Raw genomic sequence first — 16,863 nt, forward strand, 5'->3', positions numbered from 1 at the left:
GCCGGAAAAACTGGAGGCACGACGCGGGCAGGGCCCGCGGCCGCCAGCCGGGGAGGAACCCACCATGAGCAGCCAGACCGCCAGCGCCGCCACCGCCACCACCGGTCCCGCCAAGGAGCGGAACCCGCTGGTCTCCGGGCTCCGCCCGCTCGCCCTGGACGTGGCCGCTCCGCTGGTCGGCTACTACGTGCTGCACTCGGCCTGCGGTCTGAGCGAGTTCGCCGCACTGGCCTGGAGCAGCGCCTTCCCGGCGGCCCGGACCATCCTCGGCCCGCTGAGCGAGCGCAAGCTCAACCTGTGGGCCTCGCTGATGCTGGTGGTCAACCTGGCAGGCCTGGCGCTCACCTTCGTCACCGGCGACGCCCGGATGATGATCGCCAAGGACGGCGGGCTGAGCGGCACCGTGGCGCTGGCGATCCTGGTCTCGGCGCTGGTCGGCCGCCCCGTGATGACCCCGATGCTGATGCCCTTCGTGACCAAGGGCAAGCGGGACCGGGCCGCCGCCTGGCAGCGGCTGGTCGAGGGCCGGGCGGCCGCCTCGCGGGCCTTCCGCCGCCACGAGCGGGTGTTCGCCGGCATCTGGGGCACCGCGCTGCTGACCGAGTGCGCGGCCCGGGTGGTCGGCGCCTTCACCCTGCCGGTCTCGACCATGGCCTGGCTGTCCACCGTGTTCCTGATCGGCGCGATCGTGGGCGGCTCGATGCTCGGCCAGATCGCGGTCGAGCCGATCGAGAAGCTGGTCAGCGCCGAGGCCGAGCAGCCGACCGCCGCCTGAGCACCACCTGAGCACTGCCTGAACAGCCGGTTCCGAGGATGCGAACAGCCAGGAACCATCGGGATCTCCCGGGAGTCCTTATAACGAGGGGGTAACGGGACCCCCCGAAACGACGAACCGGGGAGCCCACATGCGGACGAACGCGCTGACCACCACCGAGGACCGCACCCTCGTCTGGGACGGCTGCCTGAACGTCCGCGACCTGGGCGGACTGCCCACCGCCTCCGGCCGGCTGACCGCCCGCGGGGCGATAGCCCGGGCGGACAACCTGGACCGCCTCACCCGAGAGGGCTGGGACGCCCTCCTCGACCACGGCGTCCGCACCGTGATCGACCTGCGCAACACCGAGGAGTACAGCCCGCTCCTCCCGCTCCCCGAGGGCGTCGAGCTGATCCGCGTCCCGCTGGACGAGCTGGCCGGCTCCGCCTGGTGGGACGCCTACGGCCGCCTGGACGGCACCCCGCTGGCCCTCCGCCCGTACCTGGACCACTGCCCGCACGCCGCCGCCGCGCTGGTCACCGCGATCGCCGGCGCCCGCCCCGGCGGGCTGGTGGTGCACTGCGGCGCCGGCCGTGACCGCACCGGCCTGGCCACCCTGCTGCTGCTCGCCCTGGCCGGGGTCGACCGGGCCGCGATCGCCGAGGACTACCTGCTGAGCGGCCCCAATGTCCGGCCGCTCTACGGGATGCTCGGCCTGCCGGACCCGTACCAGCGGATCGACGCGGTGCTGACCGAAGCCGGGACCAGCGCCGAGGCCGTCCTGGAGTCCACGCTCGACGGGTTCGACCCGGCCGGTTACCTGCTCGCGGCGGGGGTCACGCCCGCCCAGATCGCCGCTGTCCGGGAGCGACTGCTGTCCGCCGCGTAGGCGCAACCCGCCGGGCGGTCACCAGAGCTTGTCGATCGCCCCCGGGTGAAGGGCGATCCGCCGGTGCGGGAAGTCCGCCCGGTGGCGCCGGGCGCGCTCGGTGAAGAAGGCCGCCAGCACCACCTTGTCGAAGCCCTCCCGATCGCTGGGGAAGGGCTCCTCGGCCGTGCCGCCGACCAGCACCGCGCCCGGCAGCCACTCCCAGCCGGCGCCCTCGTAGAAGCCCTGGAGTCCGCGGTCGCAGGTGAACAGCCCGAGGTCGGCGCCGCGCTCCCCGGCGACGGCGCGGGCCGCGGCCACCAGGTGCCGCCCGTAGCCGCGGCCGCGGTGGGCCGGGTCGGTGACCACGGTGCTCAGGCCGGTGGCCGCGTACGTCCGGCCCGCATGGACGAGGCCCTTGGAGAGCAGGTCGAGGGCGGCCAGGACGCGGTCGCCGAAGAGCAGGAGGAGGGAGAGCGGGCGCAGCGCCGGGTCGTGCACCGGGTCGGCGCCCGGGGCGGGCCCACTGGGCCCGCCCGGCCAGGCGATCTCCTGCAACTCGGCCACCTGGAGCTTGAGTTCACGTGGCACTCCGGCCTCGGGCAGGACCAGGATCCGCAGTCCGTCCATAGGGCGCCTCCGTTCCGCAGCGGTCACCGAACACTACCTGCGAGTAGCGTCAACCGATGGTTGACGATCCGAGGATCGACAACCTACGGTTGACGCATGGAGAATCCCGTTGTTCCCAACACCACTCCGTTGCGCCTCGACGACCTGATCGCCGCGATCAAGAAGGTCCACACCGACGCGCTCGACCAGCTCTCCGACGCGGTCATCGCCGCCGACCACCTCGGCGACCTCGCCGACCACCTGATCGGCCACTTCGTCGACCAGGCCCGCCGCTCCGGCGCGTCCTGGACCGACATCGGCCGCAGCATGGGCGTCAGCAAGCAGGCCGCCCAGAAGCGATTCGTCCCCAAGGACCCGGGCACCCCTGCCGACCTCGACCCCAGCCAGGGCTTCTCCCGGTTCACGCCCCGGGCCCGCAAGGTCATCGTGGCCTCGCAGGAGGAGGCCCGACGGGCGGGCAACCCCGAGATCACCGCCGAGCACATCCTGCTCGGCCTGCTCGCCGAGCCCGAGGGCATCGGGGTCAAGGCACTCGCCGCCCAGGGCATCACCCCGGAGGCCGTCCGGGCGGCGGTCACCGCCGTCCTGCCGGCCGCCGTCGACCAGGTGCTGCCCGCGCTGATCCCGTACGACGCCCAGGGCAAGAAGGTGGTGGAGCTGACCTTCCGCGAGGCGCTCAAGCTCGGGCACAACTACGTCGGCACCGAGCACATCCTGCTCGCGCTGCTGGAGTTCGAGAACGGCCAGGGCGTGCTTGCCGGACTGAAAGTGGACAAGCCCGAGACGGAGACCTTCGTCTCGGAGGCCATCGCCGCCATCATCGCCGCCCGCGATGCAAAGGCCGCCGAGCAGCAGCAGTGAGGTCACCTGTGTCGTGCCCCGGGCGGAACTCCCGCCCGGGGCACGGCACCTGTGTCTAGAACCCGGAGATGTGGGTGGTGACGATCCGGACCCGGCCGTCGGCGGCCGCGTCCAGGGCCGCCCGCAGTCGGGCCGAGCGGGCCGGGCCGAGCAGGTCCAGCGCCTCCTCGACGGCGGCCCAGCGGTAGGCGTCCAGCTCGCCGACCGGGACGGTCACGGGGGTGCCGTCCGGGACGGTGCCGAAGTCGAACATGAAGTGCTCGGCGGGGTGGTCCAGTTCGCCCGAGGGGTGGGTCCAGGAGATGGCCAGCAGCTCACCGGCCTCCTGGACGATGCCGGTCTCCTCCTCCAACTCCCGCTTGGCGCACTCGACCGGGCCCTCGCCGAGGTCGATCGTCCCGCCCGGGAACTGCCAGTGCTCGCGGTACCCGGCCTTCACGATCAGGATCCGGCCGGACTCGTCGCGCAGCAGGCAGCCCGCGGCCGCGTAGATCCGGGGCAGCGAGGCCAGCCATTCCTCGCGGGACTTCAAGGGCTCAGCCGTCACTGTGCTCCTCCTGGGGCAGGGTGGGTCCGGTCGCCCCCACTCTGCCACCGGGCATCCGGCGCCGGTTCGTTCCGGACCGATGAGTCGGCGCCCTCTCGGCAGTCCAACCAGCATGAAGACCACACCTCGCGAAGCCGTACTGACCTGCGACCTGGGCGCGCTGAGCGCCCCCGACCTGTCCGTGGTCGACGCCCTCGCCCGGCTGCGACTGGCCGCCGCCCGGCACGGGGTGGGCGTGGTGCTGCTGAACGCGAGCGGCCCGCTGCGGGAACTGCTCGCGTTCAGCGGGCTCTCGGCGCTGCTGCCGGGAGCGGCCGATCCGCTGGACGTCGCCGAACTGGCGGACCTACTCGGCGTCGAGCCGGGGCGGGAGGCCGAAGAGCGGGAAGAGCACGTCGGTGTCCAGGAAGTTGGTGAAGCCCGTGATCCGGCCCTCTGACACCTCCGGGACGATCAGCGCCCACGGCTCGTGCCCGCCCGCCGGGCTCGGCCGGTACTGGGCGAAGGCCGGGCCGCCGTTGGCCGTCACCGGGAGCAGCCGGGAGCCCCGGCAGCCGTGCCCCGGGCCCAGCATCCAGGCCCGCAGCTCGTCCTGCCCCTGCAGCCACATCGCGAACGGCGGCATGTTGAGCGTGACGTCCTCGTGCAGCAGCGCGGCCAGGCCGTCCATGTCGTACGCCTCGAAGGCGCGGACGTAGCGGTCCAGTAGCGCGCGGTGGTCCTCGTCCAGCGCGGGGGCCGGGCGGACGGCCTCGGCGTCCGAGGCGAGCACCGCGCGGGCCCGCTGCAGCGCGCTGTTGACCGAGGCGACCGTGACGCCGAGCAGTTCGGCCACCTCGGCGGCCTTCCAGCCGAGCACCTCGCGCAGGATCAGCACCGCCCGCTGCCGGGGCGCGAGGCGCTGCAGCACCGCGACGAAGGCCAGCTTCACCGACTCGCGCTGGGCGGCCACCTCGGCCGGGTCCCCCGTCTCGGGGAGCACCCGGCCGTCCGGCGCGGGGCCGATCCACGTCACCTCGGGCAGCTGGGTGCCGCTCGCGGTGGCCACCGTCACCGGCCCGGCGAGGTCCATCGGACGGGCCCGGGCGCCCCGGCCGTTCAGCGCGTCCAGGCAGACGTTGGTGGCTATTCGGTACAGCCAGGAGCGCAACGCGGCCCGCCCCTCGAAGCCCTTGTGCCCGCGCCAGGCCCGGACCATGGTCTCCTGCACCGCGTCCTCGGCCTCGAAGACCGAGCCGAGCATGCGGTAGCAGTAACCGGTGAGTTCGGTCCGGTACCGCTCCAGCTGGAGCTCGACCGGCTCCTCCGCGATCACCTCGGTCATGGCCACCCCCGTTGTCCTGCCGTCTTCCGATGCGCCTTGTGAACCCGATGCACCTGACGCGCGGACAGGAACCTAGCGCACGGCACTGACAGCGGGTCACCGCTTGCCGCAGACCCGGCCGGAACCGGAGCCGGCGGTCACCACCCTCCACATCGGGGAACGCACCGGAGGCGGCACGGACGACGCCCTGATCGCGCGTCAGGGGCGGACGCCATGCTTGCGGCATCCGCCCCTGCGGGACTGTCGGGCACCGTTAGCGCTGTCGGCGCTGTCGGCGCTGTCGGGCGGTGGACTCCGCCGGGGTCGACGGGCTCCGTCGCCGGTCAGTGGGCGGAGTGCTTCTCCGCACCGCGGTGCCGGTGCCCCTTGAGCTCCGCGTGCATCGGTGGAGCGGCATGCATCACCGAGGTCGCCGCATCGCGCCCGCCGTGGCGGAAGGCATCGCCGGAGAGGTGTCCGGCGCCGTAGGCGGACATGTCCGCGGTGCGCGGCTTCGGTCCGAGGCTGCTGGGCGTGCTCGCCATGCCCCGGCGTTCCAGCAGGTCCTGGGTGCCCTGGCGGAGCTTGGCGGTGCTGCCCGGGGTTCGCTTGGTCATCGTCGGCCTCCCTTCGGCGGCCGCGACCGGACGGATGCCGGCCGGAGGGGCCGCACGGGCGTTATGTCCGGATTTTATCCGGGTTGCCGGCCGGTGCCACCGCGAAGGGCCGCGCCGCGATCAGCCCATGGCCTCATGGACGAAACACCAGCGCCAGTCCTCCCCCGGCTCGTAGGAGCGGATCACCGGGTGGGAGGTGTTGTGGAAGTGCGCGATGGCGTGCCGCTGCGGCGAGAAGTCGCAGCAACCGATGTGGCCGCAGTCCAGACAGATCCGCAGGTGCACCCAGTCCCGGCGGCCCTGGGCCAGGCATTCGGCACAGCCGTCGGTGGGCGGGAGGGGCTCGATGTCCTGGGGGGCCGTAGCGAGGTCTTCGCAGGCACTCATGATCGAAGGCTATGACGGCCCGGGCCGGGCCGCGTCAAGACACGCCCGGGCCTCGGCGGCGGGGCCGGGGGCCGTTCCCGGCGCCGTCCTGGGCAATCGTGTCGGAGGTCGCACCAAGGGCCGCCGGAGGCCACACCGGGGGCCGTCCGACTGGCCGGCAGGGCCGGCTTCTCAGGTGGTGCCGCCGACCCGGCAGGCATAGGGGGCCGGCCCCGAGCCGTGCGGGATCCCGGCTCCAGCGCCACGGGTGGCATGGGAGCATGCCATCCGTGGCGATCGTGACGGGGAGAACGAACGGCGACACCGGCGGGGGCGGCGGTGTCCCACCCACCGGGCAGTCGAATACGGGCGGGGGCATACCCAGGCAACCCGGAGCCCGCGAGCCCGGAAGTCGGCAGCCCGACGACCGGCAGCCCGGAGACCGACGGCCCAGGATGCAGCCGCTCACCGACACCGGCCGGATCCGGCAGCCCGTCGCCCTGTTCCGGCTCCTCGTCGGCCTGCTCGGGATCGCCCTCACCCTGCTGCTGGCCGACTACGCCCGCGCCACCACCGGAGGCATCGCCGCCGACGTCGCCGAGGCCGCCGCGCTGGTGCCGCGGCCGCTGGCCGGCCTCGCGGGCGGACTCACCACCGCCGCCGTCCTGCTGATGCCGGTCGGACTCGCCGTCCGCCGACTGCTCGGCCCGGACCGGCGGCGCGCCCTCCAACAGGTCTCCGACGGGCTGCTCGCCGCCGTCCTCGCGTACGGCGCCACGCTCGCCCTCGACCTGTGGGCCGACGACCTCGCCCCGGCCTCCCTGATCACCGCGCTCACCCAGCGGCTGCCCGCCGACGTACTCGCACACACCGAGCCGGTCTACGGCTACCTCGCGCCCGTCCTCGCCTTCATGACCGCCTCCGGCAGCCGCGAACGGCGCCTGCCCTGGGCCGTCCTCGCGCTCTCCGGCCTCGCCGGACTGGCCGGCGGCTACGCCACCCCCACCGCGCTGCTGCTCGGCCTGCTCATCGGCTGGACCGGCGCCCACGGCACCCTGTACACCGTCGGCACCCCGGACCCGCGGCCCCGGCCCGGCGAGGTGCTGCGGGCCCTGCGGGACAGCGGGCAGCGGCCGGTCGAGGCGCTCCCCGCGGGGCCGGACCGCTACCGGGTCCGGCAGGCCGAGGGGTGGCCGGAGCTCGACATTCAGCTCCTCGACCGCCAGGCCGTCACCGCCGCCGCCCTCCAGCGCGCCTGGCGCCGCCTGCGGCTGCGCACCGCCCCGCACCCGCGGGCCCTGCGCTCCCCGCGCACCGGGCTGGAGCACGAGTCCCTGGTCACGTACGCGGCCCTGGCCGCCGGCGTCCGCACCCGCCGCATCGCCGCCACCGCCGGCCTCGGCCACGACACCGCCCTCATCGCGTACGAGCACCTGGCGGGCCGAACCCTGGACCAGCTCCCCGACGAGGAGATCACCGACGACCTCCTCGTCGACGCCTGGCGCCAACTCGCCCTCCTCCAGCGCCGCGAGATCGCCCACCGCGCCCTGGTCCCCACCTCCCTGCTGATCGACGACACCGGCGCCGTCCACCTGGTCGACTTCGCCGACGGCGACATCGCGGCCAGCGAACTCGTCCTGCGCTGCGACATCGCCCAACTCCTCACCACCCTCGCCCTGCGCACCGGAGCCGCCCGCACCGTCCACACCGCCACCACCGTCCTCGGCCCCGACACCATCGCCGCCGCCCTCCCCCTCCTCCAACCCATCGCCCTCGCCCGCGCCACCCGTCAGGCCCTCAAGCAGCACGCGAAGGGGAAGGGGGCTGCCGCGCCCTCGGCTGCGGAGCAAGGCGGGGAGGCGACTACGACCCCGGCCGCTGCGGCGGCCGAGGCCGAGGGGCACGCCGATCAGCAGGCCGCGACCCGGACGGCCGTGGAAGTCCTCGCCGCAGGCGCCGCGCGGACCGCTGACACCACCCCGGCCGCCCGTGCCACCGACGAGCCCGCCCAGGGCCCCCGCAGCGACGGAGCCGTACCCGGGGGGCTGTTGGAGGAGATCCGGGCGGAGGTGGTGCGCGGGCGACCCGAGGGGGTGGGGCGGCCGGTTCGGTTGGAGCGGTTGCGGCCGCGGACCCTGCTGGCCGTCGTGGGTGGGGTGGTGGCCGGGTGGCTGCTGATCCCGCAGTTCTTCGCGGCGGAGGACAACCCGGTCGCGGCGTTGGCGGACGCCGATCCGTGGTGGCTGGCGCTGGCGCTGGTGGCGGCAGGGGCGAGCCACGTGGCGGCGGCGATGGGGTTCGTCGGGTTCGTGCCGGAGAAACTGAACTTCCGCAACGCCGTGCTGGCGCAGCTGGCCGGGGCGTTCGTGAAGCTGGTGTCGCCCGGCGGGGTCGGCGGGATCGCGCTGAACACCCGGTTGTTGCAGCGGGCCGGCATCCCGACCGCGCAGGCGCTGTCCAGCGTCGGGGTGGGGCAGTTGCTCGGGCTGGTGCTGCACCTGTTGCAGCTGGGGGCCTTCGTCTACCTGCTGGACCTGCAGCCCGGCGGCTCGGAGCTGGACGCGCTGCCCGCCGTGGTGGGCGGGCTGGCGGTGGCGGCGGTGCTGCTGGCGGTGGTGTGGGCGATCCCGTCGGCCCGGCGGTGGCTGGCGGCGCGACTGCGGCCGCTGACGGCCGAGGTGCTGCCGCGGCTGCTGGACCTGCTGCGCAATCCGGGGCGGCTGGCGGTGGGGGTGGCCGGACAGCTGCTGGTGTCGCTCTGCCTGATCAGCTGCCTGTACTGCTGCGCCCTGGCGATCGGCCGGGAGCCGTCCTTCGCCTCGGTCGCGGTGGTGTTCCTGGTGGGCAACGCGGCGGGCAACGCCGCGCCGACCCCGGGCGGGGCCGGCGCGGTGGACGGGGCGCTGCTCCTGGGGCTGCAGCAGACCGCGTCGATGGAGAAGGGCGGGGCGCTGGCGGCGGTGGCGCTGTTCCGGCTGCTGACGCTGATCCTGCCGGTGCTGCCGGGCTGGGCGGCGATGACCTGGCTGCAGCGCCGCAAGGCCCTGTAGGCCGGCGGCTCCTACTCGCGGTAGTCGTCCTCGTCGAGCTGGACCACCCGGCTCTGCTCGGCGGCGTCCGCGACGTCGGTGGCCGGGTCGGCGCCGAGGGCCCGGCGTTCGGCGACCTCGTCGTACTCGTCGCCGGTGGGTGCTTCGTCGTCGGGCTCGACGGTCTCGACGGCCTCGTCGATCAGGTAGTCCTCGTGATTCTGCGGCATGGCGTCCGTCCTCGCTGTTCGGAGGCTCCCACGGGTGGCGGTACTGGCAGTATCCGCCGCCCGGCGCCCGGACGCGATGTCCCGGGACCGCTCCGGCGTGTTGACCGGAGGGGAATTGACCCGCGAAACATGAAGCAGAGTGACCCAAGAGGCGGGTGCATTCCACGCCTAGGGTCGTAGCCATGACGACGAACGAGATCACCGCCGCCCCCGCCCGCCTCGACTACGCCCGCACCGTCCCGAAGGTGTTCCGCGCGATGATCGCCCTGGACGCCGCCGCCCGCGAAGGCCTGGACCCGGCCCTGGTGGAACTGGTGCAGATGCGCACCTCGCAGCTGAACGGCTGCGCGTACTGCCTGGACATGCACGCCAAGGACGCCCGCAAGGCCGGCGAGACCGACGAGCGGATCTACCTGCTTCCGGTCTGGCACGAGGCGGCCGGGGTGTACAGCGAGCGCGAGCGGGCCGCACTGGCGCTCGCCGAGGAGATCACCCGGATCGGCGGCGGTGTCTCGGACGAGGTCTACGCCCGGGCCGCCGCGCACTTCGAGGAGGCGGAGCTGGCGCAGCTGATCTCGGTCTGCTTCACCATCAACGCCTGGAACCGGATCAACGTGGCCACCCGCAAGACCCCGGGCACGCTGTAGCGGCGGCAGGACCCCGCAGGGCAGCACGGAACGCGCCGCAGGCCGCCGGGGGTACGATCGGTGCCGTACCCAGGGCCCGCCCGCACCCACCCGGTGGCCCCGAGGCCCTTACGAACGGCGGCCCTGGCGACGACGGCCCTTACGAACGACGGGAAGTTCATGTCCGGCTCGCACTACTTCACCGGTGCACCCGAGGTCGCCAGCGAGCGCCGGCCGATCACGGTCTCCCTCCCGGACATCACCCTGGAACTGACCACCGACACCGGGGTGTTCTCCCGCGGCCGGCTCGACCCCGGCACCCGGATCCTGCTGGAGCACGCCCCGCAGCCGCGGGTGCGCGGCCCGATCCTGGACATCGGCTGCGGCTACGGCCCGATCGCGCTGACCTGGGCGACCCGGCGCAAGCGGCTGCCGGTGTGGGCGGTGGACGTCAACGAGCGGGCGCTCGAACTGGTACGGCTGAACGCCGAGGCACTGGGGCTGGGCAACGTCCAGGCCGCGCTGCCGGACGACGTCCCGGAGGACGTCCGCTTCGCCACCATCTACTCCAACCCGCCGATCCGGATCGGCAAGGCCGCGCTGCGCGGGCTGCTGACGCACTGGCTCGGCCGGCTGACCCCGGACGGCTCGGCGTTCCTCGTGGTGCAGAAGCACCTGGGCTCGGACTCGCTGCAGAAGTGGCTCAACGAGCAGGGCTACCCGACCACCCGGGTCACGTCGGTCAACGGGTTCCGGATTCTGGAAGCGCGGCCCCGCCCGGATGCGGGCGAGGGCTCCGAGAGTGGACGGGGTACCACGTCGTGAAGCAGTTGCGCGGGACCGAACTGAAGCGTCTGCACCGCTCCTGGCGGCGCAGCAACGAGTTCCGGCTCGCGATGATCCTGGAGAACCTGCAGTCGCCGTTCAACGTCGGCTCGGTGGTCCGGACCGGGGCGGCGATGGGCGCCGAGAAGCTGTACCTGACCGGGGACACCCCGTCGGTGCGCTCGTCCGGCGCGCAGAAGGCCGCGATGGGCACCGACAAGTACCTGAAGGTCGAGCACTTCCCGACCGTCGCCGAGGCGGTGGCGGCGGCGAAGGCCGACGGCTTCAAGGTGGTCGGACTGGAGCTGGCGGACGAGGCGGTGCCGATGTTCGCCGCCGAACTGACCCCGGCGGTGGCCTTCGTGCTCGGGCACGAGGACCGCGGGATCACGCCGGAGGCGCTGGCGCTCTGCGACCAGGTGGTGTTCGTGCCGCAGCTGGGCCGGGTCGGCTCGCTGAACGTCTCGGCGGCCGCGACGGTGGCCTGCTACGAGGCGCGCCGCCAGGGGTACGCGATCAGCGGCACCCCGGACGGCAGCGACCTCGGCGGCGACCTCGGCGGCGACCTCGGCGGCGACCTCGGCGGCGACCTCGGCGGCGACGAGGAGTAGTCCGCAGGAGCGTGACAGAGGTGGCGGGGCGGTCCGGGCGGACCGCCCCGCTTCTCGCGCACCCGCGGACCGCCGCCGGGCGTCCGCGTCCGCCCTGGACACGGTGCGGCACGCCGACCGCTGAGACCCCCGGCGGAGGGCCGCTTCCCCCGCCGGGGGGAGCCGGTCCGTTCGTACGGCGGAGGCCCCGGCCAGGGGCCGGCTGGGAGCGTGGAGGCAGCCGGGCAGCAGCCCGATTCCCGTCTCCCCGTAGAGGATTGACCATGCGCAAGCCCACCGCCGCCGTCGCGCTCGCCACCGCCGTCACGGCCCTCGCCGCCGGAACCGCGGGCACCGCCGCGGCCGCGCCCGTACCGGCCGGGCACCTCGCCCTGCACAGCTGGACCCTGCTCAACGAGAAGGGCCCGGGGCCCAACCCCGGCGAGCGGCTCACCGCCCTGGTCGATGCCCGGACGGTCCACGGTCGCACCCGGGGGCACGCCGTGGTCCAGCACGTGTTCGACAAGGACGGCACCATCCGGGTCGAGTTCGACATCGACTGCCTGACCGTCGGGAAGGACGGCGCGATCACCGTCACCGGGCCGACCGGCACCGCCACCGCGACCCCGATCGGCGACGGGCCGGTGACCACCGGCCCGGCCGGCTGGCACCCCGAGACCGGACTGACCTTCTACCCGGCCGGCGCCGACGGCGAGCGCCGGGTCGGCTGGGCCGGCGCCAACCTGATCGACCCGACCAAGCCGGCCCAGGCCACCAAGTGCACCGCGGTCCCGGCGAGCGAATGGGTCATCGAGGGCGGGACCGTCCTGCGCCGGTACTGACCCGCGGGAGCGGCGGTGAGCCCGGCGTCAGCCGGGCGTCAGCGCCGCGCGCGACCGCAGTGGGCACGACGTCGACCTCCTCCGAGTCCTCGCGGTCCTCGCCTACCTCGACCAGTAACCCGGCAGATCGGCCAGCTGACTCCAGAGCCCCCGCTCCACCGCCGACATCCCGACGCCCCCCACCATCCGCTCCGGATGCCCTGACCCCGGCCCCGTCAACCCCTCGGCCTCCGCCTCAGCCGCTGCCAACGCCCCCGCCACATGCGCCTGCCCGAGCGCCACCAGCCCGGCCCCCAACCGCCCCCACAACCGCCCGACCCGCCCCCACCACACCCCACTCGCCATCCCCCCAGCCTGCCCACACCCCCTCGAGCCTCCCTCAACCCGCTCCCCACCACCCCACCCCACCCCGGCCAACGCAAAAGGCCCGGTCAGAACATCTGACCGGGCCTTCCACATCTGAGCCGCCTGCGGGATTCGAACCCGCGACCTACGCATTACGAGCCCGAGAGTGATCATGATGGGTGCTGCCGGCATCGACCACTTGGTGACGTTTCCGCAGGTCAAAACGTTGCACCGTGGTCCACGATCTCGTCCGAACCGGCACGTGCTGCCCCGTCCGCTCACGCATCGCTCACGCAGATTGACAGCCAGAACGACCGCGCGTCGAGGCCGAGCGTACGTCGACCAGGACCGCGAGCTCTACGACCGGGTGTATATGCAAGGCTGGCACCTCTCGATCTGGAGCCGGTTCGCCTCAGATCGCGCCAACCAGCGCCTGGACGCCAGCGGTCAGGGCGGCAGCCCCGGCCTTCTCCCCTGCCCACTGCAGCGCGGCAAGCACTCGCCGCCCAGCACTGCGGCGGGCTTCGGGCTCCCGGTCCGAAGCCTCAAGCACATCGACATCCAGTACAAATTCGCGCGTTCGAGCCTCGCCCATCCCCAGGCCGGGCGCCACCTCCCTCAGACGCCCCATGAGCGAGGCCAACTCGGCTGCCGTGAAGCCCGCATTGTGCGTGATGTTCTGCGTCACGTACATGCCTTGGGTGCCGCTACCGCCAGCCTGAACGGTCTGGTGGAAGATCGGCGCCGAGCCGTTGTCGCTCACGTAACTCTCCCGATGTGTAAGGTGGATGAGCTTGGCTGTCGCATGGAGTTCCGGGGTCGATCCTCTCACTGGAGACCCACCCCCGGAGCGGCTCTCGGGAATCTATGGCGCTCCACGAACCTCTCAGCCAGACTTGGCCCATTGGGCAGTCGAGGCGCCGATCAGCAGTGAGCGGCATCCTGCTGGGGAGCGCACGAGCTGAGACGGGGGATCGATGTACAGCCACGCACAGATGGCTGCTGACGTGGACAAGGCCTCGCGGATTCGGGAGGCTATCCCGCTCGACGCCAAGTGGGTCAGCCTCCTGCGCGCGGATGGTCCGCTCACCCGCATCCCGCTCCCGATAGTCGAGGCAATGAGCACGGCACTGCTCCGCCTCGAGAATGACCGCGTCAAGTTCATCGACGTCGAGACCGACGATGCGTTCACTAACGTCAAGGACAGTCTGTCAGCGCTCTGTTCAGCCATCGAGGGCCATCTCGACGGCGGCGAGAGCAGCTCGTACGTGGCCATCCCGATGGTATGGAAGGACCAGGGCAAGGGGGAACGGTACTACGCGGCAATCGCGGAGCTATCGGCCCACCGCCGGCTCTTCCTCGACCACTTCGACGCCCTAGCCAACCTGCTCGCCCGTAAGGGGCTCATGCGTCAGAGCGTTCCAAGCGCTCAGAGCACTCCGACGGTGTTTCAGCAGTTCAACCAGTACGTCGGCGCAGGTGGTACGGGGACTCAAGGTGCCAAGGTCGACCAGAACATGCTGCGTGACCCGAAGGCTGACAGTGAGCGACCTACGAAGCAATCCCCGACACCGGGTACAGAGGACAGCACAGCGGATGACATCGACGAGACAGGTACTGGAGCCTTCTTCTTCTGTGCTTTTCTCGCGTTCCTGATGTTCGGGGGCGTCTCGCTGGCCATCTCAGGGCAGCCTTTGAGCAACGGACAGCCGCCCGGGCTAGTTGAGCGGATCACCATGGGAGTGCTGTTCGCGTGTCTGGGTGTGGCTGCGTTGGCTTCCTCGTTCTCCTATCTCACCGTGGCACTCGCCCAGCGGACTGCCGGTGCTGCCGAAACGACCGCTACTAACACGCTGCAAGGCCACCGGGTCGCAGCGGCCCTGCACGCTAAAACTGCGGCAACTACGGCCCTTCTTGCCCGTGCTGTAGCAGCGACTGTAGTCCTCGTGGCAGCCCTGTACAGCTGGCTTCCGTTCTTTGGATCGCACGGACGGGCGGTGTCTGAGCGCGTACATCAGGCCCGAACTGAGGCAGTTAATCAGGCTGCAGCTGCTCGACGCGTCCTGACGCACGCCTCCGATGAGCGGACTGCGAAGGGATAGGCTCCCAGCTTCGCGAAAGACCGTGCCCTGGCGCATCCCCGTCGATACGATCTTCCCGCCTACTGGCCTCGCCTTCGGCAAGCCAGGCGTCGAGCGCGGGACTGGCACGATGGCTGATACTCCGTTTCCAGTCCCCGACGCTACTGAGGCCGGCGCCGCTGGCGCGGCCAGCCATGCAAGCCGCGTGCGCCAGCCGTTCGTGACACCGACTACTTCGGTGGATGCTGGCTCTCTCATAAGGCGTTCGGGTACGAGCTCCCCGTTGTAGGTTTGGGACCGTCATCAGCGCGGCCCGCCGGGCTTCCCTCCAGGGACATGCCCCCACCCGCACGAGTCACTTCGTGCTGCCTGGGAGCATTCCTTGCTGTTCCGCGACTCCGCGTCCGCGGTCGCCGCCGAGAACCTGGCCGGATCACTGTTCGTGCGCCTCATAGATCAGTTCGTCCACAAGCATGGCCACAAGCCCAGCCCATCCGAGGTGCGCTCCTGGGAGCGGAGTATTCCGGCCCTGACCAACGCTCTCCTGGACGCCGGGCTCGGCATGGTGGAGGTACTCCTTGAGTACTCGCTTCCGCTCAACAGCAAGCGAGCTGACGTCATACTCGCCGGTGTCCACCCGAGCACGGGCGAACCGTCCTACGTGGTGGTCGAGCTCAAGCAGTGGAGCAGCGCGCTTCCGGAGGACGGTGAGCCCCTGCTCTGCCGGGTCGACGCGTACACCCGGCCGGTACTGAATCCCATCGAACAGGTCCGCGGCTACTGCGACTACCTCATCTCCTTCAACGGCGCACTCGCCGCCCATCCCGAGCGGCTCTCCGGAGTGGCCTTCCTCCACAACGCGACGGAGTTCGGCGTCCAGGGCCTCTACGAGGTGCCGCAGGACGAGCGCGGCCGGCTCTTCACCGCCGACCGCCGGGGGGAGTTCATCCAGTACCTCCGCTCGAAGCTGAAGCCGGTCTCCGGCGCGGAGGCGGCGGATCATTTGCTCGCGGGCAAGGTGGCCCCGTCCAAGCAGCTGATGGCGGTGGCCGCCGAGGAGGTCCGCGAGCGCGAGCAGTTCGTCCTGCTGGACGAGCAGCGGGTCGCCTACGAGCTGGTCCTGCGCGCGGTCCGCCAGGCGCAGCAGGCCGACCACAAGGAGGTCGTCGTCATCACTGGCGGCCCGGGTACCGGGAAGAGCGTCATCGCGCTGTCTCTCCTGGGTGATCTGTACCGGCGTGGAGTCACGGCTCTGCACGCGACTGGGTCCAGCTCGTTCACCACCACGATGCGTCGGATGGCCGGGGCGCGGAAGCGTCAGGTGCAGGAGCTGTTCAAGTACTTCAACAGCTTCATGGCCGCCGAGCGCAACGGGCTTGACGTTCTGATCTGCGACGAGGCCCACCGGATCCGGGAGACGTCGGCGAATCGCTACACCCGCGCGGCCCAGCGCACCGGGAAGCCCCAGATCGAGGAACTGATCGACGCTGCCCGGGTACCCGTGTTCCTGCTGGACGAGCACCAAGTCGTCCGGCCTGGCGAGATGGGCACGGTGGCCCAGATCCGGGCCGCCGCTGCCGTAAAGGGTCTGGACTGCCAGGTGGTTGAGCTGGACAGCCAGTTCCGCTGTGGTGGTAGCGACGCCTACCTGCACTGGGTGGTACGCCTGCTGGGTCTGGAGGCCGGCGGTCCCCTTGGCTGGGAGCCCGACGGAAAGGTCGTCTTGGAGGTGGTCGACAGTCCCCAGGAACTGGAGGCGTTCCTCGACGCCCGGCGCGCGGAGGGATACGGCGCCCGCATGTCGGCCGGGTACTGCTGGAAGTGGACGACGAAGGTGGCCCCGGGCGACCCGCTCCCACTCGACGTGCACATCGAGGACTGGGCCCGGCCATGGAACGTGTACGGCGACCGCTCGATCGCCGGCGCCCCGCCGGCCGCGCTATGGGCCACCGACCCGGCCGGCTTCGGCCAGGTCGGCTGCGTGTACACCGCCCAGGGCTTCGAGTACGACTGGAGCGGCGTCATCCTCGGACCGGACCTCGTCTGGCGAACCGACCGCTGGATCACCGACCGGACAGCGTCCAAGGACCCCGTCTTCCGCAAGTCCACGAGCGACGCCGACATCAACCGTCTGATCCGCAACACCTACAAGGTACTTCTGACGCGAGGAATGATCGGCACAGTCGTGTACTCGACGGACCCGGAGACGCGCGCCAAATTGCGGGAACTGATAACCGGGCAGCGTGACCCGGAGCCCGGGTGCGAGCCTGCCGGCAGCTCCGCTTGAACGAAGGATCCGAACGCCGCTTCCGGGGCTCCCCGGACCTTGGTTGGTTCGGACCCCTCCTG

The 16,863-nt window shown here is 71.9% G+C and carries 19 protein-coding genes and 1 pseudogene; 11 read left to right on the plus strand and 9 right to left on the minus strand.

Annotation, left to right across the window (positions count from 1 at the left end; all coding sequences use genetic code 11):
* Positions 1–64 precede the first annotated feature (64 nt).
* Together ABZW30_RS18625 and ABZW30_RS18630 are read left to right on the plus strand one after the other, a co-directional pair.
* Positions 65–775, plus strand: coding sequence for a VC0807 family protein (locus tag ABZW30_RS18625; RefSeq protein ID WP_355672191.1), 711 nt, complete (start codon positions 65–67; stop codon positions 773–775).
* A 130-nt stretch (positions 776–905) separates the two neighbouring features.
* Positions 906–1,643 carry a tyrosine-protein phosphatase gene (locus ABZW30_RS18630; RefSeq protein WP_355672192.1) on the plus strand — a complete coding sequence of 246 codons (738 nt, stop codon included), beginning with the start codon at positions 906–908 and terminating at the stop codon, positions 1,641–1,643.
* A gap of 18 nt (positions 1,644–1,661) precedes the next feature.
* Here the strand turns inward: ABZW30_RS18630 and ABZW30_RS18635 are convergent, their stop codons facing one another.
* On the minus strand, positions 1,662–2,252 hold the full coding sequence (locus ABZW30_RS18635; protein ID WP_355672193.1) for a GNAT family N-acetyltransferase: 591 nt from the start codon (positions 2,250–2,252) through the stop codon (positions 1,662–1,664).
* A 96-nt stretch (positions 2,253–2,348) separates the two neighbouring features.
* Between ABZW30_RS18635 and ABZW30_RS18640 the strand changes: the two genes are divergently transcribed.
* A complete protein-coding gene (locus ABZW30_RS18640) occupies positions 2,349–3,113 on the plus strand; it encodes a Clp protease N-terminal domain-containing protein (RefSeq protein WP_355672194.1) in 765 nt (254 codons plus the stop codon).
* A 55-nt stretch (positions 3,114–3,168) separates the two neighbouring features.
* Here ABZW30_RS18640 and ABZW30_RS18645 read toward each other — a convergent pair whose 3' ends face one another.
* Complete coding sequence (locus tag ABZW30_RS18645) at positions 3,169–3,660, minus strand: NUDIX hydrolase (RefSeq protein WP_355672195.1); 492 nt, start codon at positions 3,658–3,660, stop codon at positions 3,169–3,171.
* A 112-nt stretch (positions 3,661–3,772) separates the two neighbouring features.
* Here ABZW30_RS18645 and ABZW30_RS18650 point away from each other — a divergent pair, with 112 nt between their 5' ends.
* Entirely contained in the window at positions 3,773–4,099 is a 327-nt protein-coding gene (locus ABZW30_RS18650) for an STAS domain-containing protein (protein WP_355672196.1), read from the plus strand.
* Here ABZW30_RS18650 and ABZW30_RS18655 read toward each other — a convergent pair.
* From ABZW30_RS18655 to ABZW30_RS18665, 3 genes are all read right to left on the minus strand, one after another.
* Positions 4,007–4,984 (minus strand): sigma-70 family RNA polymerase sigma factor, encoded by a 978-nt coding sequence (locus ABZW30_RS18655; protein WP_355672197.1) that lies wholly within the window; start codon positions 4,982–4,984, stop codon positions 4,007–4,009. The genes ABZW30_RS18650 and ABZW30_RS18655 overlap by 93 nt on opposite strands.
* A gap of 323 nt (positions 4,985–5,307) precedes the next feature.
* Positions 5,308–5,580, minus strand: coding sequence for a hypothetical protein (locus ABZW30_RS18660; RefSeq protein ID WP_355672198.1), 273 nt, complete (start codon positions 5,578–5,580; stop codon positions 5,308–5,310).
* Positions 5,581–5,700: 120 nt separating this feature from the next.
* Entirely contained in the window at positions 5,701–5,967 is a 267-nt protein-coding gene (locus ABZW30_RS18665; protein ID WP_355672199.1) for a UBP-type zinc finger domain-containing protein, read from the minus strand.
* Positions 5,968–6,401: 434 nt separating this feature from the next.
* On the opposite strand from ABZW30_RS18665, the gene ABZW30_RS18670 reads away from it, so the two are divergent.
* The gene (locus ABZW30_RS18670; RefSeq protein WP_355672200.1) at positions 6,402–8,996 is read left to right on the plus strand and encodes a lysylphosphatidylglycerol synthase transmembrane domain-containing protein; all 2,595 of its coding nucleotides are present in this window, start codon (positions 6,402–6,404) and stop codon (positions 8,994–8,996) included.
* An 11-nt stretch (positions 8,997–9,007) separates the two neighbouring features.
* On the opposite strand, the gene ABZW30_RS18675 is transcribed toward ABZW30_RS18670, so the two are convergent.
* Positions 9,008–9,205 carry a hypothetical protein gene (locus tag ABZW30_RS18675; protein ID WP_355672201.1) on the minus strand — a complete coding sequence of 66 codons (198 nt, stop codon included), beginning with the start codon at positions 9,203–9,205 and terminating at the stop codon, positions 9,008–9,010.
* Positions 9,206–9,387: 182 nt separating this feature from the next.
* Between ABZW30_RS18675 and ABZW30_RS18680 the strand changes: the two genes are divergently transcribed.
* The 4 genes from ABZW30_RS18680 (at position 9,388) to ABZW30_RS18695 (ending at position 12,088) form a co-directional block, all read left to right on the plus strand.
* Positions 9,388–9,852: a carboxymuconolactone decarboxylase family protein gene (locus ABZW30_RS18680; RefSeq protein ID WP_355672202.1), complete on the plus strand. Its 465-nt coding sequence runs from the start codon at positions 9,388–9,390 to the stop codon at positions 9,850–9,852.
* A 159-nt stretch (positions 9,853–10,011) separates the two neighbouring features.
* Positions 10,012–10,656, plus strand: a complete 645-nt coding sequence (locus ABZW30_RS18685) for a methyltransferase (protein ID WP_355672203.1) — start codon at positions 10,012–10,014, stop codon at positions 10,654–10,656.
* Positions 10,653–11,267: a TrmH family RNA methyltransferase gene (locus ABZW30_RS18690; protein ID WP_355672204.1), complete on the plus strand. Its 615-nt coding sequence runs from the start codon at positions 10,653–10,655 to the stop codon at positions 11,265–11,267. The genes ABZW30_RS18685 and ABZW30_RS18690 overlap by 4 nt, the downstream gene beginning before the upstream one ends.
* A gap of 263 nt (positions 11,268–11,530) precedes the next feature.
* Positions 11,531–12,088, plus strand: a complete 558-nt coding sequence (locus ABZW30_RS18695) for a hypothetical protein (protein ID WP_355672205.1) — start codon at positions 11,531–11,533, stop codon at positions 12,086–12,088.
* A gap of 102 nt (positions 12,089–12,190) precedes the next feature.
* Here ABZW30_RS18695 and ABZW30_RS18700 read toward each other — a convergent pair whose 3' ends face one another.
* On the minus strand, positions 12,191–12,625 hold the full coding sequence (locus ABZW30_RS18700) for a DUF6059 family protein (protein WP_355672206.1): 435 nt from the start codon (positions 12,623–12,625) through the stop codon (positions 12,191–12,193).
* A gap of 220 nt (positions 12,626–12,845) precedes the next feature.
* Positions 12,846–13,196 carry a hypothetical protein gene (locus ABZW30_RS18705; protein ID WP_355672207.1) on the minus strand — a complete coding sequence of 117 codons (351 nt, stop codon included), beginning with the start codon at positions 13,194–13,196 and terminating at the stop codon, positions 12,846–12,848.
* Between the two features lie 214 nt (positions 13,197–13,410).
* Here ABZW30_RS18705 and ABZW30_RS18710 point away from each other — a divergent pair, with 214 nt between their 5' ends.
* Together ABZW30_RS18710 and ABZW30_RS18715 are read left to right on the plus strand one after the other, a co-directional pair.
* Positions 13,411–14,535, plus strand: coding sequence for a hypothetical protein (locus tag ABZW30_RS18710; RefSeq protein ID WP_355672208.1), 1,125 nt, complete (start codon positions 13,411–13,413; stop codon positions 14,533–14,535).
* 361 nt (positions 14,536–14,896) lie between these two features.
* Positions 14,897–16,801, plus strand: a complete 1,905-nt coding sequence (locus tag ABZW30_RS18715; protein WP_355672209.1) for a DUF2075 domain-containing protein — start codon at positions 14,897–14,899, stop codon at positions 16,799–16,801.
* Here the strand turns inward: ABZW30_RS18715 and ABZW30_RS18720 are convergent.
* A pseudogene (locus ABZW30_RS18720) lies at positions 16,763–16,855 on the minus strand (restriction endonuclease); the annotation flags it as partial. The gene ABZW30_RS18715 and the pseudogene ABZW30_RS18720 overlap by 39 nt on opposite strands.
* Positions 16,856–16,863 lie beyond the last annotated feature (8 nt).

It is taken from the genome of Kitasatospora sp. NPDC004669 (genome assembly GCF_040609455.1).
GTDB lineage: Bacteria > Actinomycetota > Actinomycetes > Streptomycetales > Streptomycetaceae > Kitasatospora.

Bases quoted from the DNA above. Each gene is read 5' to 3' on its own strand.
- ABZW30_RS18625 (WP_355672191.1), top strand. From the start codon at position 65: ATGAGCAGCCAGACCGCCAGCGCCGCCACCGCCACCACCGGTCCCGCC.
- ABZW30_RS18630 (WP_355672192.1), top strand. From the start codon at position 906: ATGCGGACGAACGCGCTGACCACCACCGAGGACCGCACCCTCGTCTGG.
- ABZW30_RS18635 (WP_355672193.1), bottom strand. From the start codon at position 2,252: ATGGACGGACTGCGGATCCTGGTCCTGCCCGAGGCCGGAGTGCCACGT.
- ABZW30_RS18640 (WP_355672194.1), top strand. From the start codon at position 2,349: ATGGAGAATCCCGTTGTTCCCAACACCACTCCGTTGCGCCTCGACGAC.
- ABZW30_RS18650 (WP_355672196.1), top strand. From the start codon at position 3,773: ATGAAGACCACACCTCGCGAAGCCGTACTGACCTGCGACCTGGGCGCG.
- ABZW30_RS18655 (WP_355672197.1), bottom strand. From the start codon at position 4,984: ATGACCGAGGTGATCGCGGAGGAGCCGGTCGAGCTCCAGCTGGAGCGG.
- ABZW30_RS18660 (WP_355672198.1), bottom strand. From the start codon at position 5,580: ATGACCAAGCGAACCCCGGGCAGCACCGCCAAGCTCCGCCAGGGCACC.
- ABZW30_RS18665 (WP_355672199.1), bottom strand. From the start codon at position 5,967: ATGAGTGCCTGCGAAGACCTCGCTACGGCCCCCCAGGACATCGAGCCC.
- ABZW30_RS18670 (WP_355672200.1), top strand. From the start codon at position 6,402: ATGCAGCCGCTCACCGACACCGGCCGGATCCGGCAGCCCGTCGCCCTG.
- ABZW30_RS18675 (WP_355672201.1), bottom strand. From the start codon at position 9,205: ATGCCGCAGAATCACGAGGACTACCTGATCGACGAGGCCGTCGAGACC.
- ABZW30_RS18680 (WP_355672202.1), top strand. From the start codon at position 9,388: ATGACGACGAACGAGATCACCGCCGCCCCCGCCCGCCTCGACTACGCC.
- ABZW30_RS18685 (WP_355672203.1), top strand. From the start codon at position 10,012: ATGTCCGGCTCGCACTACTTCACCGGTGCACCCGAGGTCGCCAGCGAG.
- ABZW30_RS18695 (WP_355672205.1), top strand. From the start codon at position 11,531: ATGCGCAAGCCCACCGCCGCCGTCGCGCTCGCCACCGCCGTCACGGCC.
- ABZW30_RS18700 (WP_355672206.1), bottom strand. From the start codon at position 12,625: ATGCCGGCAGCACCCATCATGATCACTCTCGGGCTCGTAATGCGTAGG.
- ABZW30_RS18710 (WP_355672208.1), top strand. From the start codon at position 13,411: ATGTACAGCCACGCACAGATGGCTGCTGACGTGGACAAGGCCTCGCGG.